Source organism: Kaistella polysaccharea (assembly GCF_020410745.1).
GTDB classification, from domain to species: Bacteria; Bacteroidota; Bacteroidia; order Flavobacteriales; family Weeksellaceae; genus Kaistella; species Kaistella polysaccharea.
Genome location: NZ_CP084528.1, coordinates 1,015,869 through 1,030,023, shown reverse-complemented (window position 1 = coordinate 1,030,023; position 14,155 = coordinate 1,015,869). Strand labels below are relative to the sequence as shown.

15 protein-coding genes are annotated in these 14,155 nt (G+C 38.1%); all 15 read right to left on the bottom strand.

What is annotated here, in order from left to right:
• Positions 1-87: 87 nt before the first annotated feature.
• Positions 88-1,467 (bottom strand): NADH-quinone oxidoreductase subunit N, encoded by a 1,380-nt coding sequence (locus tag LC814_RS04645; RefSeq protein ID WP_226065253.1) that lies wholly within the window; start codon positions 1,465-1,467, stop codon positions 88-90.
• A gap of 85 nt (positions 1,468-1,552) precedes the next feature.
• Complete coding sequence (locus LC814_RS04640) at positions 1,553-3,046, bottom strand: complex I subunit 4 family protein (RefSeq protein WP_226065251.1); 1,494 nt, start codon at positions 3,044-3,046, stop codon at positions 1,553-1,555.
• A gap of 3 nt (positions 3,047-3,049) precedes the next feature.
• A complete protein-coding gene (nuoL, locus tag LC814_RS04635) occupies positions 3,050-4,945 on the bottom strand; it encodes an NADH-quinone oxidoreductase subunit L (protein ID WP_226065249.1) in 1,896 nt (631 codons plus the stop codon).
• Between the two features lie 6 nt (positions 4,946-4,951).
• Positions 4,952-5,281, bottom strand: a complete 330-nt coding sequence (gene nuoK / locus LC814_RS04630; protein ID WP_226065247.1) for an NADH-quinone oxidoreductase subunit NuoK — start codon at positions 5,279-5,281, stop codon at positions 4,952-4,954.
• Between the two features lie 4 nt (positions 5,282-5,285).
• Complete coding sequence (locus LC814_RS04625; RefSeq protein WP_226065245.1) at positions 5,286-5,780, bottom strand: NADH-quinone oxidoreductase subunit J family protein; 495 nt, start codon at positions 5,778-5,780, stop codon at positions 5,286-5,288.
• 1 nt (position 5,781) lies between these two features.
• Positions 5,782-6,330 carry a NuoI/complex I 23 kDa subunit family protein gene (locus tag LC814_RS04620; RefSeq protein WP_226065243.1) on the bottom strand — a complete coding sequence of 183 codons (549 nt, stop codon included), beginning with the start codon at positions 6,328-6,330 and terminating at the stop codon, positions 5,782-5,784.
• 48 nt (positions 6,331-6,378) lie between these two features.
• Positions 6,379-7,440 carry an NADH-quinone oxidoreductase subunit NuoH gene (gene nuoH / locus LC814_RS04615; RefSeq protein WP_226065241.1) on the bottom strand — a complete coding sequence of 354 codons (1,062 nt, stop codon included), beginning with the start codon at positions 7,438-7,440 and terminating at the stop codon, positions 6,379-6,381.
• Positions 7,441-7,442: 2 nt separating this feature from the next.
• Positions 7,443-8,441 carry an NADH-quinone oxidoreductase subunit G gene (locus LC814_RS04610; protein ID WP_226065239.1) on the bottom strand — a complete coding sequence of 333 codons (999 nt, stop codon included), beginning with the start codon at positions 8,439-8,441 and terminating at the stop codon, positions 7,443-7,445.
• Positions 8,442-8,485: 44 nt separating this feature from the next.
• Positions 8,486-9,316, bottom strand: a complete 831-nt coding sequence (locus LC814_RS04605; RefSeq protein ID WP_375373399.1) for a hypothetical protein — start codon at positions 9,314-9,316, stop codon at positions 8,486-8,488.
• Positions 9,317-9,352: 36 nt separating this feature from the next.
• Positions 9,353-10,708, bottom strand: a complete 1,356-nt coding sequence (nuoF, locus tag LC814_RS04600; protein ID WP_226065237.1) for an NADH-quinone oxidoreductase subunit NuoF — start codon at positions 10,706-10,708, stop codon at positions 9,353-9,355.
• Positions 10,709-10,720: 12 nt separating this feature from the next.
• On the bottom strand, positions 10,721-11,230 hold the full coding sequence (locus tag LC814_RS04595) for an NADH-quinone oxidoreductase subunit NuoE family protein (RefSeq protein WP_226065235.1): 510 nt from the start codon (positions 11,228-11,230) through the stop codon (positions 10,721-10,723).
• A 138-nt stretch (positions 11,231-11,368) separates the two neighbouring features.
• A complete protein-coding gene (locus tag LC814_RS04590) occupies positions 11,369-12,592 on the bottom strand; it encodes an NADH-quinone oxidoreductase subunit D (RefSeq protein WP_226065233.1) in 1,224 nt (407 codons plus the stop codon).
• Positions 12,593-12,631: 39 nt separating this feature from the next.
• Positions 12,632-13,126 carry an NADH-quinone oxidoreductase subunit C gene (locus tag LC814_RS04585; protein WP_226065231.1) on the bottom strand — a complete coding sequence of 165 codons (495 nt, stop codon included), beginning with the start codon at positions 13,124-13,126 and terminating at the stop codon, positions 12,632-12,634.
• Positions 13,127-13,131: 5 nt separating this feature from the next.
• Positions 13,132-13,689 carry an NADH-quinone oxidoreductase subunit B gene (locus tag LC814_RS04580; protein ID WP_226065229.1) on the bottom strand — a complete coding sequence of 186 codons (558 nt, stop codon included), beginning with the start codon at positions 13,687-13,689 and terminating at the stop codon, positions 13,132-13,134.
• 38 nt (positions 13,690-13,727) lie between these two features.
• On the bottom strand, positions 13,728-14,099 hold the full coding sequence (locus tag LC814_RS04575) for an NADH-quinone oxidoreductase subunit A (protein ID WP_226065227.1): 372 nt from the start codon (positions 14,097-14,099) through the stop codon (positions 13,728-13,730).
• Positions 14,100-14,155 lie beyond the last annotated feature (56 nt).

The window sequence follows — 14,155 nt, the reverse complement described above, 5'->3', positions numbered from 1 at the left end:
CAAATGAATTAATCAAATGATTAAATTTTAGTTATAAAAAAACGCAAGTCGAAAGAAATGCGTTTTAAAAATATTTTTAATTCAATCTTACAAACCGAATTGTTTCGCAAACAAATCTGGGAAAACTCCCATCGCTACTAATGCCACGATAATGAAGACCGCTACAATATTGTAAGTTAGTGAAACTTTTTCTGAAGTTTTGAAGCTGCTTTCTTTCGGAAAAAACATCGACATAATTAGTCGAAGATAATAAGCGATGGAAATTGCAGATCCTAAAACCGCGACTAATACGAGGAATGGCGTGTTATCAATTGCTTGTGCAAAGATGGCAAATTTCCCCATAAAACCTGCAGTTAATGGAATCCCAGCCATTGATAATAATGAAACTGTTGCAGTTACCGCCAAGATAGGTTCGGTATGTGCCAAACCTTTGAAAGCGTTATAAGAAGTCTCTCTTTTCAGTTTTTCAACCCAGATTAAACACATCATTACGCCTACAGTTGCTAATGAATATGCGAATAAATAAAATGCCAGGTTATAACTCGACAAACTGTTCATTCCGTAAAAAATAAGGGATAAATAACCAACGTGAGAAACGGAAGAATAGGCTAACATTCGCTTTACATTGGTTTGCGCAAGACCCATTACATTCGCAAGGAATAGTGTGATAATAATCATTACCCCAATCACATTAATCCATTCGCCGGTAATTCCTAGGAAACCGATCGTCATTAATTTAAAGAAAGCGAAGAAGGCTGAAATCTTAACGACCGACATCATAAACGCCGTGATTAACGATGGTGAACCCTGATAAACATCTGGACTCCACATATGGAAAGGTGCGAGGGAAACTTTGAAAGCCAAAGCTACCAGCATTAATATAGCACCTAAAATAAACATTAAATTTTTCGGATTTTGAACGGCAAAAGCATGAATGGTGTACAGATCAAAACTGCCGCTGCTTCCGTAAATGAGTGCAACTCCGAATAAAAGAAATCCTGTTGCAAAAGCACCCATCAAAAAATATTTAATTGAAGCTTCGTTGGAGCGTAGATCAGTTTTATTACTTCCGGCGAGAACGTATAAAGGGATCGAAAGAATTTCAATTCCGAGAAATAAAGTTACTAAATTCTGAAAACCGAATAAGACAATTCCACCACATAAAGAAAATAGCATTAAAGCATATAATTCTGATTGATGACTGCGGTGATTGCTAAATGCGAAACCTGCGATGAAGAACAATAAAATGGTAATAACAATGGTTATTTTGGTGAACAAAGCTGCGTTTGCCCCGAACTCAAACATGTTCTGATACTGAGCAAAGAAAGAAAGTTCCGGCAGGAAACTGACGTAAAAAGCAATCATTAGCCCCAGAATACCGATATACCGTGAGAATTTCCCCTGTTCGAAAACACCTGCAAAAAGCGCGACCAAGGCGGTAAGGAAAATAATTATTAAAACGCTCATTTAATTTAGATTTGAGATTTATAGATTTGAGATTTCAGATATTTATCTTTGATCTCGATCTCTTAATTTCTTTATTATTAATTTTTTAATTTAACATCGAAGCGTAAATAAACTTCAATGAACTGCTGACCATATCCATGATTGGCTGCGGAAATACACCCAGAAGAATAACAAAAACTGCCAAACTGGCTAAGACTGAAAATTCAACAGCGTTTAAGTCACCTGCCGTTTCTAAAACAGCTTCATCACCAGGTCCAAGCATAGCCTTACCATAAAATCTGAAAAGATATACGGAAGAGAAAATCATGGTTAATCCGGCGATCACCGCCGCCATAATACTGTAATCAAATATGGATTTTATCAAAATAAATTCACCAACAAAACCATTCGTTAAAGGAAGCGCGATTGATCCTAATAAAATAACCATAAATAGAACGGCAAATTTGGGCGCAACCTTCGCCAATCCACCCATTTGGCGGATGTCTCGGGTTTTAAATCTTTTATAAAGAATATCAGCGCAGTAAAATAGACCTACAACATTTATCCCGTGAGCGAACGATTGTACCAAAGCACCTTCACCACCAGTAATTACCACCGTCCCACGCATTGTTAAAATAGCGGATGCGATAATTCCTCCGGTAATTAAACCTACGTGAGATAAAGAAGAGTAAGCGATAATTCGTTTGGAGTCATTTTGAATAATTGCAATTAAAGCTCCGTGAACAATACCAATGATGGCGAGTACCAAAACGATTTGTCCTGAAAGTCCCATAATTGGTTCTGGCGTAATTGGGAGTAAATATCGTAACAATCCGTAAACTGCCATTTTTAGCATAATTCCCGAAAGCAACATTGAACCTTGCGTTGGTGAATACGTATAAGTATCTGCTTGCCAGGAATGGAAAGGGAAGATTGGTAACTTCACCGCAAAAGCAAAGAATATAAACCAGAATATAACGGTTTGTGCACCAGATGTTAAATCTGCATTGTATAAATCAGTTAGCGCGAAGGATGCTGAATGGGTATATAAATAAATGAGCCCAATCAACATAAACAAAGAACCCACGAAAGTAAACACGAAGAATCGCGTTGTAAACTGAATCTTTTTGTTTTCCTGACCCCAAATTCCAGCGATTAACCAAATTGGAATTAAAGTTATTTCCCAGAAAATATAGAATAACAAACCATCTAAAGAAGTAAACACTCCTATTAAACCGAATTGCATCAATAATATTAAACCGAAAAAAGTATTTCTGTATCCCGGCTTTTCATTAAAAGCTGAAAGAATAATAAGCGGTGTTAAAATATTGGTCAATAGCAACATCAACATGCTCATTCCATCGATACCGAAATGAAAGTTACTTTTGATATAATTAGACCAGGGATAATTGATTTCATATTGCAAAACTCCATCTACGGTAGGTTTGAAATCGAAATCAGAAAGCATATAAAATGTTAAAAACATTTGTGCAAATGCAATTCCTAAGGCGAGATATTTACTGGCGGGATTTTTCCACGCGAACACCAATCCTGAACCTACAAGAGGTAATAGTAGTAATGTTAATAATAGGTACGACATTTACTATTGTAATATAAAGTTAACAATTAAAATAATTCCGATGGCTAAAGACATGATGAGGACATAGTTCTCAACATTTCCATTTTGAAGACGTTTGGCAGCGCGACCTGAATCTTCAGCTCCGATACCGATATAATCTACAAATCTTTTGAGAACACCTTTGTCGAACATATTTCCACCCACACCGAGTCCTTCAATAAATTTCACGAAAGTGGCATTATTTAACTCATCGATGTATAATTTTCTATTGGAAAGTCTTTCCCAGCCTGTATAATTTTCATCGGGAAGCGCCATTTTTTTCATGTTGACGTATATATTTTTTACAACAAACCAAACGGTGAAAAACATCAGTACCGTTAGTCCTAATAAAATCATTTCTGTCATTAAAGGAACCTCGGCCAATTCAACATCGTAAACATAAATTGTTTTCAACCAGTCGGCTAATTTTGCATAATTGCCATGTCCGATAAAATGCGGTAAATTAATAAAACCTCCGATCACCGTAAGCACAGCCAATACGATTAATGGTAAAGTCATATTCAAAGGACTTTCGTGAAGATGGCTTTCTTGTTCTTTTGTACCGCGGAATTCACCATGGAACGTTAAATAATAAGCTCTAAACATATAGATGGCCGTCATCGCTGCAACAGCAAATAAAATCACCCAAATAATCGGGTTTTTCCCGTAAACATTAGTTAGAATTTCATCTTTAGAAATCATTCCGGAAAGGAAAGGAAATCCGGAAATTGCCAATGTTCCAATAAGGAAAGTAATATGCGTAATCGGGATTTTCTTTTTTAAACCGCCCATAAATCTCATATCCTGTTCACCACTCATTGCGTGAATTACAGATCCGGAACCTAAGAATAACAATGCTTTGAAAAAAGCATGCGTCATTAAATGGAACATTGCAGTGGTGTAAGCACCAACTCCAACTGCCACAAACATAAATCCTAATTGAGAAACGGTAGAGTACGCCAAGACTTTTTTAATATCATTCTGACGGAGACCAATAAATGCGGCTACTAATGCGGTAAGTAATCCAATGAAAAGAATTCCGTCCATTGTTGTTGGAGCAAGGGAAAAGAGGAAGTTCGAACGTACGATCAAATAAATTCCCGCTGTCACCATCGTAGCTGCGTGAATTAACGCTGAAACTGGAGTAGGTCCTGCCATTGCATCTGGAAGCCACGTAAACAAAGGTATCTGTGCAGATTTTCCCATCGCTCCAATAAATAAACTGGCAGTAATGAAAATAATGACGGTTGAATCAAGTTCGAATTTACCGGAATTTTGTGCAACTGATAAATAATCGATGGCGTTGGTTTGATAAGCAATCATCAAAATTCCGATGATCATTCCCAAGTCACCAATACGGTTCATGATGAAGGCTTTTCTTGCTGCTGCACCATATTCCTTGTTTTTGTACCAGAAACCGATGAGCAAATAGGAACATAATCCCACACCTTCCCAACCGATGAAAAGAATTAAATAATTGCTTCCCATTACCAGAAGCAACATCATAAAGATGAAGAGATTCAGGTAAGAGAAAAACTTATAAAATCCGGAATCATCGTGCATATAGCCAATAGAGTAGAGGTGAATTAATGAGCCGATTCCTGTAATAATCATGATCATCATCAACGAGAGTTGATCGATCTGAAATCCGAAATTAACCTGAACTCCATTTACTCTAAACCATTCAAAAGCCCTCACAACAACTGGTTGCGATTCTGCATCGAACTTCAGAAATAAACTTAAAGCAATAAGAAATGAGGCAAATACAACTGCTGTTCCTAAACCGCCGACCAACATTTTTGGAAGTTTCTTTCCAAACAGACCGTTGAAGAGAAATCCTGCAAGAGGTAAAAGTATAATCGCGTAAACTAAATTTTCCATCCTATATTATCCTCTTAATTTGTTAAAAATACTGATGTCTACTGATTTTGTATTTCTGTACAACATGGCAATAATCGCTAAACCTACCGCAACTTCTGCGGCCGCAACAACCATGATAAAAAATACCAGAATCTGTCCGTTTCCATCACCTTTGTAGGAGGAAAAAGCAGCCAGCATGAGGTTCACAGAATTCAGCATCAGTTCCACACATCCTAAAATAATAATGGCGTTTTTGCGGATTAAAACTCCTAAAACACCGAGACAAAACAAGATGGAACTCAGAATAATAAAATATTCTAAGGGAACAACCTGTATAAATGAATTTACTTCTCCCATAATTCTATAAATCTTTTTTACCAATTAATACCGCTCCTACAATTCCCGCAAGAATAAGGATGGAAGCCAATTCAAAAGGCAAAACATATTCGTTAAACAATAATCTTCCGAGGTTTTTTGTTAATCCAACCGAGTCATCAGCACCAGTGCCGAAAGTCGTTTTATTTAAACCTTTGAACGCACCTAGAATTCCGACCAGCAATAATCCAGAAGTAAAAACTCCAATAAATTTTGAAAGGTTTTGCTTCTTACTTTCATCTTCTTTGTTCAAATTCAACATCATCAAAATGTAGAGGAACAAAACCATAATAGCTCCAGCGTACACGATGATCTGTACAATTCCGAGAAACTGTGCATTCAATAAAATGTAAAGTGCAGCAATTGAAAAGAAAGTGATGATTAGTGATAAAATGGAATAGAGCGCGTTTTTGGCAAATACAAAATAAAATCCGCTGGTAACCGCTAACAAGGCGACGAAGAAAAATATAATCTGCTCCATATTACTTAACTGTTTTTTTCTGCAATTCGCTCTGGCGTTCAGTAATGTCAATACGCTCGTTTATTTTTTCAACAAGCTTATCTTTTCCATAAACGAAACTTCCGCGGTTGGTTTCCACATCTACCAAACGGTCTGTAAGATAAATCGCAGATTTAGGACAAGCTTCTTCACATAAACCACAGAAAATACATCTAAGCATATTAATCTCGTAAACAGAGGCGTACTTCTCTTCACGATAAAGATGCTTTTCATCACGTGTGCGCTCGGCTCCCGTCATGGTAATTGCTTCTGCAGGGCAAGTAACGGCACAAAGCCCGCAAGCTGTACATCGTTCGCGACCTTCTTCATCAAGTTTTAAAACATGAAGTCCACGCCATACTTTGGACCGTGGTTTTTCAACTTCAGGATAAGAATATACTTTTCCTTTTGGCCCTTCCAACGCATGTCGCATGGTGATTGCCATTCCCTTAAAGATTTCTGGGAGGTATAATTTTTCCATAAAAGTCATCTCTTTGTTCGAGACTACTTTTGATCTGTTTGTCAATTTCATATTGGTAGGTTTTAACTCAACAAAATGTTGGGTAGTAAAACTTCTTTTTTAGTTTGCAAAGAAAACAATTACAGCCGCTGTAATAACCAAATTGGCTAATGCAAGTGGAATTAATGTTTTCCAGCCAAGGTGCATCAATTGGTCATATCTAAATCTTGGGATGGTCCAACGGATCCACATAAAGATCAATATTCCGATGATGACTTTAAATAACATGGCAAAAATACTCAAAACTCCGGCAATATTCTCTCCCCAGTTCTCGCCAACCCAGTTAATTCCGGGATAATTAAATCCGCCAAAAAACAAAGTAACGATCAATGCATTAGAAATAAACATGTTCACATATTCGCCAAACATATATTGGCCAAAGTTCATTGATGAATATTCAGTCATATACCCATTTACAAGTTCAGATTCACATTCCGGTAAGTCAAACGGGTGGCGGTTTGTTTCTGCCATTGCCGCCACGAAAAATATAATAAATGCTAAGGGTTGATAGAAAATATTCCAGTTCATACCATCTGCTGGTATGAAACCCCAGATTTTTCCGGTTCCCTGTGTTAAAGTAATCAAGTTTAAATCTAAACTTCCAGCCATTAAAATAATAGAAAGAAGAGAAAGGCCCATTGCCAATTCGTAGGAAATCATTTGTGAAGAGGCGCGAATTGCTCCAATCAAGGAATATTTATTGTTAGAAGCCCAGCCTCCAATCATCATTCCGTATACTCCAATGGAAACCATTCCAATGAGGTATAAAACACCAACATCAATATTAGCGACTTGAATGTCGAATGAATTTCCACCAATATTAAGTGATTTACCCCACGGAATAACTGCTCCGGTGATGAGGGAAATGAACATGGTGAGGGCAGGACCTGTGTAGAACAAAAATCGGTCGGCTCCCTGAGGAACAAAACCTTCTTTAAAAAAGAGTTTCCCTCCATCTGCTAAAGGCTGCAATATTCCAAAAGGGCCAGCTCTGTTCGGTCCGATTCGGTCTTGCAAAATAGCGGCAACTTTTCTTTCGCCCCAGGTTGAATAAGCCGCGACACCTAATGATAAGGTAAAAAGGCTGACAACCAGTATTATTTTAAAAGTAATTAAATCCATGTTTATTTTTCGTCTTTTTCACTGATTTCTTTTGCATCCGGATTGTCCAAAAGGTTAATCATATTTTTAGGTTTTTGATAGTGGTTTAATGAAATTACGGAATGTCTGTCGATGTGACGAGGCCCTTCGATAATCCATTTTTTAACATCCTTTTTTTCAAAGCGGCACTCATTACAAATCCAATCCTGCACTTCATCATATTGATCTTTCCGCGCAGTAACTCGAATTATTTCTTCACCTTTCATCCACACTACTGCTTTACCTGCACATTTGTCGCACTCACAAGTTGCATTCATAGGTTTTGTAAACCAAACGCGACTTGCGAACCTTGCAGTTCTGTCGGTCAAAGCGCCAACCGGACAAACATCAATAACGTTTCCGATGAAGTCACTTTCTAAAGCTTTATTTAAATTAGTAGAGATTTCTGCGTGTTCTCCTCTGAATAGGATTCCATGCTCTCTGTTTTCCGTCAACTGATTTGCCACCAAAACGCATCGTGCACACAAAATGCAACGATTCATATTCAGTTTAATATACGGACCAATATCTTCTGGTTCGAAAGTTCTTCGCTCGAATTCGGTTCTAGTTTGTTCTACACCGTGTTCGTAACTTAAATCCTGTAAGTGACATTCACCTGCCTGATCACAAATTGGGCAATCGAGTGGGTGATTGATCAATAAAAATTCGGTAACCGCATGTCTTGCTTCCTGCGTTTTTTCAGAAGTTAAATTTTTTACTTCCATACCATCCATCACGCTCGTTCTGCAACTTGCAACTAATTTCGGCATCGGTCGCGTATCTGCGTCAGAACCTTTCGATACTTCAACAAGACAAGTTCTGCAACGTCCACCACTTGCCTCAAGAGGTTTGTAATAGCACATCGCCGGTGGTACAGATTTTCCGCCGATTTGTCGTGCTGCTTCCAGAATCGAAGTACCGGGCAGAACTTCTGTAGTCTGTCCGTCGATGGTTATCTTAAATTTTTTTATTTCTTCGCTCATATATCTTAGCTTTTAGCAATTCGCTTTAAGCATTTGGCTTTTAATTAAAGTTTTCTCGTATTAAAGGTATATCCAAGGCCAAAATTAACCTGCCCAAAGACAAAATCCTGTAAGGCTTTATCTGGTTTATTATTCAAGGTCGTCTTAATGTCGAACATATTGATGTAACCGGCTTTTGCTTCTACTCTGGCTACAACATGTTTCCAAAAAACAAAGTTAACACTTGTACGACCATCTAACCCAAAACCTGCTACATGAAATCTGTCACTTCGTTCGTTTCCGAACAACTTTACATTGCTTTTTGGGAACATCGGACCGAAACCGGCGCCGTAACTCCATACAATATCAAATTTCTCTTTATTATAAATATTTTTATACTTTTCTAAACCGAAGTTGATGTAGTTCAATCCATCGGTATGTTCGAAAGTTAAAAACTTCTCATCTCGTAAATCTACTTTTCCATTCTCAACCATTGCAGAATATACAGGATCTGCAATATTTCCGGAGAATTCAACTGTTTGATCCTGATCCATTACATATTTCATATGGTCCACTCCGATCATAAAAGCCAAATTGTCTTTAACAAAATAGGCAAACCTTTGATTGGTCTGAGGTATTGTAATTCTGTCGGGCTGAAAATAATTATGATAGGAGAGTTCTGTAGGTCGGTCATGAGCGACAACATTTTTCAACGTGAAATCATAACCGTTTCCTTTAAACCGAATATCTGAATTACTAAACATTGCCCGGTTCCAACCCCAAAAAATAAGCATCTGACCTTTTTGAGTTAATGGTTCTCTTTCTGAATTAATTTCTTGCCCCAATGCAAAATTAAATCCCAGTACAAATGCAGCTAATACAATAATCTTTTTCATTTCCTAAAGAGAAAACCTCTTCTATCTTTCAATAATTTACTCTGCTTTTACAGCTACAGGAATTGGATCTGCATAATTTGCTAAGCCATAATTCCGTGTTTGACTTTCTGGATTATTGATATACCATTCAAATTCATCACGGAAATGCCGAATCGCTGCCGCAACTGGCCACGCCGCAGCGTCACCTAATGGACAAATCGTATTTCCTTCAATTTTTCGCTGAACGTCCCAAAGCAGATCAATATCGTCCATGGTTCCTAAACCACTGGCAATTTTCTTTAATATTTTAAACATCCACGGTGTTCCTTCACGACATGGTGTACATTGTCCGCAACTTTCGTGAGCATAAAAATGAGATAAAGACATCGTATGTTTGACCACAGACTGATCTTCATCCAAAACAATAAATCCTCCTGAACCCATCATTGTTCCGGTAGCGAATCCACCATCGGCCAACGATTCGTAATTCATGTATCTTGGTTCACCATTAATGGTTCTCAAAAGTAAATTCGCGGGCACAATAGGTACCGAACTTCCACCTGGAATACACGCTTTCAGTTTTTTACCGTTCGGAATTCCGCCGCAGTATTCATCAGAATAAATGAATTCTTCTACCGTAATGGTCATATCAATTTCGTAAACACCAGGTTTATTAATATTACCACAAGCAGAAATTAGTTTTGTTCCCGTAGATTTCCCTACACCAATTTTGGCGTATTCCGCACCTCCTAAATTAATAACAGGAACTACTGCGGCAATGGTTTCTACATTGTTAACAACTGTTGGACAAGCCCAAAGTCCTTTTACTGCAGGGAAAGGTGGTTTCAAACGTGGGTTACCTCTTTTACCTTCCAGTGATTCTAATAAAGCAGTTTCTTCACCACAAATATATGCGCCGGCACCGCGATGCACGTAAATTTCTAAATCGAACCCTGTTCCTAAAATATTCTTTCCTAAAAATCCAGCAGCCTTTGCTTCGTCGATAGCTTCTTCTAAAATAGCTACGATCCACGCATATTCACCACGAATATAAATATAGGCGGTATTTGCACCGAGCGCAAAAGATGAGACAATCATTCCCTCTATCAATAAGTGAGGAATGAACTCCATTAGATAACGGTCTTTGAAAGTTCCGGGTTCAGATTCATCGGCGTTAACGACCAAGTATCTCGGTACACCTTCTGGTTTTGCCAGAAAGCTCCACTTTAAACCTGTCGGAAATCCTGCGCCACCACGACCTCTTAGACCTGAAGTTTTTACTTCTTCCGTGATTGCATCGGGCGCCATTTTTAAAGCTTTTTCCACAGATTCGTAGCCACCTTGTTTTCGGTAGACATCGAATGTGCGAATTCCTTCTATATGTGCGTCTTTAAGTAAAAGTTTTTTACTCATCAGTTTTATAAATTAATCTAAAGCAATCGCACCCTGTCTGCATAGCTCCAGGATCTCGTCTACTTTTTCTTTAGTTAAATGTTCGTGATAAAATTTGCCGAGTTGCATCATTGGTGCATAACCGCACGCGCCAAGGCACTCTGCCGTTTTCAGTGTAAATAAACCGTCTGCTGTTGTTCCACCATTTTCAATATGAAGGGTTTCTTTAATGTGCTTTATAATTTCATCGCTGCCATTAAGCATACAAGGTCCCGTCTGACAAACTTCCAGAACGTATTTTCCAACAGGTTGCATGTTAAACATGCTGTAGAAAGTAGCTACTTCATAAACCTCGATAGGTTGAATTTCTAAAAGTTCGGCAACGTAATCCATTACAGGAACCTGAAGCCACCCACCGAATTCTTTTTGGGCTAAATGTAAGACCGGAATTAAAGCTGATTTCTTGTGCTCTGCAGGATATCGCTCTGTTATTTTTTGAACCTGATTTAAGGTTTCTGGTTTAAAAGCAATCGTTTCGCTCACGTTTTTTTATTTTAAATTCTAAGTTTGAGATATCTAAAACTTAATTTTATAATGTTTTATATTTTTTTAATTATTGAATCAAACACCAGAAGTATCATGACAAAAATTAAAATTAACAATTAGAAATATTGCGATTTTCTAAGCATCAAGTTCCCCTGCAATTACATTCATACTACACATGGTAACAATTGCATCGGAGATTGGTCCACCCTGAATCATTTCTGGGAATGCCTGATAGTAAATAAAGCAAGGTCTTCTAAAATGCAGTCTATAAGGACTTCTTCCGCCATCACTAACAAGATAGAATCCCAGTTCACCATTTCCACCCTCTACAGCATGATAAACTTCACCTTTGGGAACATCAGTTTCTCCCATTACAATTTTGAAATGGTAAATTAATGCTTCCATCTTCGTGTAAACATCTGCTTTTTCTGGCAGGTAGAAATCCGGAACATCAGCGTGGAAAGGTCCATCTGGAAGATTTTTATAGGCTTGCTCAATAATTTTCAAACTTTCCCAAACCTCCTGTTGGCGAACCATAAATCGGTCATAAGTATCACCGGCAGTTCCTATCGGAATAATGAAATCAAAATCCTGATAAGAGGAGTAAGGGTTGGCAACTCTCACATCATAATCTACACCTGCTGCTCGTAAGTTAGGTCCTGTAAAACCGTAGCTTAATGCGCGTTCGGCTGATATTGGTCCAGCTTTAATGGTCCGGTCCATGAAAATTCTATTACGTTCATTTAAAGCACAGAATTCCCCAAAAATTTTCGGGAATTTCTTCAACCAGGTTTGTAGGAATTCATGGAATTTAGGACTGAAATCTCTTTCAAAACCACCTATTCTTCCCATATTTGTAGTAAGTCTTGCGCCGCAAACCTCTTCGTACATATTGTAAATCTTTTCTCTTTCCTGGAAAAGATAAGTTAAGCCTGTAATTGCACCAGCATCCATCGCGATTACCCCATTACAGATAAGGTGATCGGAAATCCGTGCCAGTTCCATCATAATAACGCGCATGTAATCAACCCGTTTCGGAACCTCACAACCGATAAGTTTTTCTACGGTCATGTGCCAACCAATATTATTGATGGGCGCAGAACAATAGTTCATACGATCTGTTAAAGTTGTAATCTGCGTAAAATTTCTGCGTTCTGATATTTTTTCAAATGCACGGTGAATATATCCAATCGTTTGCTCTGAATGCAAAATTTTCTCGCCATCCATGGTAAGAACATTTTGGAAAATTCCGTGTGTCGCAGGGTGTGTAGGACCCAGATTTAAAGTATACAACTGCCCATCGATATGATCGTTGGAATCCTGTTGATTGAGAATATTAGAGAGTGCGTTATCTTTCATAATCGAGGGCGCTTAAGCTATACCCAAGCATTTAATTAATTATCGGCCGAACATTTTATCATCTTTGTCCGTTCTTGTACCATCTTCTAAACGATATTCCTTCAGCATAGGGTGGTAACCAATATCTTCTACATTAAGGATTACCCGTAAATCAGGATGTCCTTTAAATTTAACACCAAAGAATTCGAATGTTTCCCGCTCCATCCAGTTAGCACCGGCGTAGAGATCAGTCATTGTATCAACTTCCGCATTTTCGCGGGGCATAAAAGCTTTCAAACGAATTCTGAAATTCGTTCTCATGTTTTGTAAATGATAAATGACGCCAAGTTCTTTTTCTGGAGTTTCTGGATAGTGAATTCCGGTAATATCAGTAAGGAAATTAATTTCAAGTGAAGAATCCCGTAAGTGATGAATAACTTTCTTGATGTCTTCCTTTTTAATCTCCAATGTTAAAAAATCGTACGGCGTGGAATGGGAAACTACAGACTCCGGAAATTCCCGGGTAATGGCTTCTAGCACAAATTCGTTTGTCATTTCCTTTATTTTATATCGTAGGATTCCAGTAAACTTTGATATTCAGGCATATCTCTTCTACGGATACTTTCGCTTTCACACAGTGCCTGAACCTGCATCACACCTTCAATAATCTGTTCAGGACGTGGCGGGCAACCAGGTACGTAAACATCTACAGGTATAATTTTATCAATTCCCTGTAATACAGAATAGGTATCGAAAATTCCTCCACTAGAAGCACACGCGCCCACAGCAATAACCCATTTTGGTTCCGCCATTTGAGTGTAAACCTGCTTCAAAACGGGGCCTAATTTTTTTGCGATCGTTCCGCAAACCATCAACATATCTGCCTGACGCGGAGAGAAAGAGTTTCTTTCCATTCCAAATCTGGAGGCGTCAAAAGTTGGGTTTAAGGTCGCCATAAATTCAATTCCACAACATGACGTTGCAAAAGGCAAAGGCCATAATGAGAATTTACGCGCCATGCCAATTACACTGCTGAGATTGGTAGCGAAAAATCCTTCTCCTTCGTAACCTTCTGGCGCTTCCGCATCCATTCTAATTACTGGTTTATTATCTGACATTTTGTTTTCTTAAAGTTGTTAAAGATTCAGTTCTTAAACTATTTGTCCCAGTCAAGCGCACCCCGTTTCCAAACGTAGATAAAGGCAATGAAAAATATCGAGATGAAAGTCAGAACTGCTAAAAATCCTTCCACACCAAATTCACGGATGTTGACCGCGTAAGGATAGAAAAAGACAATTTCTATATCAAACAGTACAAAGAGGACTGCGGTTAGGAAATACTTAACAGAGAAAGGCGTTCGCGCGTTTCCTTCTACTTCAACTCCACATTCAAAACTTTCATTCTTTTTAATAGAAGTCGCTTTTTGACGAGGACCTAAAAAATGAGTACCTAATATAGAGAGTAAAACGAAACCTGCACCAACTGCAATCTGAATAATGATCGGGATATAATTTGCGGGAACATTCATGTAGACATATTTTTCTTAATGATGCAAATTTAGGGAATTATGTAGTATAGAAAAAA